Source organism: Roseateles sp. P5_E1, from assembly GCF_054049335.1.
This window is the reverse complement of sequence record NZ_JBFUMN010000235.1, coordinates 1-665: the sequence shown is the minus strand read 5'-3', so window position 1 is coordinate 665 and position 665 is coordinate 1. Positions and strand designations below refer to the sequence as shown.

1 protein-coding gene is annotated in these 665 nt (G+C 66.9%); it reads left to right on the top strand.

The genetic code is table 11. The features are described 5' to 3' along the window. Positions 1-222: 222 nt before the first annotated feature. On the top strand, positions 223-665 hold a 443-nt coding region (locus ACXJKJ_RS30780; protein WP_457395301.1), incomplete at its 3' end, for a SirB1 family protein.

Below are 665 nucleotides of genomic sequence, written 5' to 3'. Positions count from 1 at the left end.
GCCTGAAGGACGGCACCGAGATCACCTTCGGCCCAGGCATCGCCGACCGCTGACACCGCGCCCCCGCCCGGGGTAGAGCCGACCGTTGGTCGGCCGCCCCTGGCCCTCCTCAACGCTCCCGCTCAGCCGACCAACGGTCGGCTCTACCGGCGGGCGTGATCCGGCGCTGAAGCCCTTGAAACCGGTTGCGTTTGTCGCCAGTCTGTAGCCATGCAGGGGCAGATGACATTGCCGACGTGGGATTCACTGGCCGAGCTGGACGACGAGGCGTTGCCGCTGTTGCCCACCGCGCTGCTGATTGCCCGCGACGAGTACCCCGACCTGGACCCGAAGGTCTACGACGCGCTGCTGCAGAGCCATGCCGACCACCTGCGCACCGAGGTGGACACGATCGAGCATTGGCCGCTGAAGATCGCCGCGGTCAACCGCCATCTGTTCGACGAACTCGGCTACGGCGGCGACCACGGCGAGTATTACGACCCGCGCAACAGCTATCTCAACCAGGTATTCGAACGCCGCCTGGGCAACCCGATCTCGCTGGCGCTGGTGCAGATGGAAGTCGCGCGCCGGCTCGGCATTCCGCTGGACGGGGTGTCCTTCCCGGGGCATTTCCTGGTCCGGCTGCCGGTCGATGACGGAATGCTGGTGATGGACCCGTTCAACGG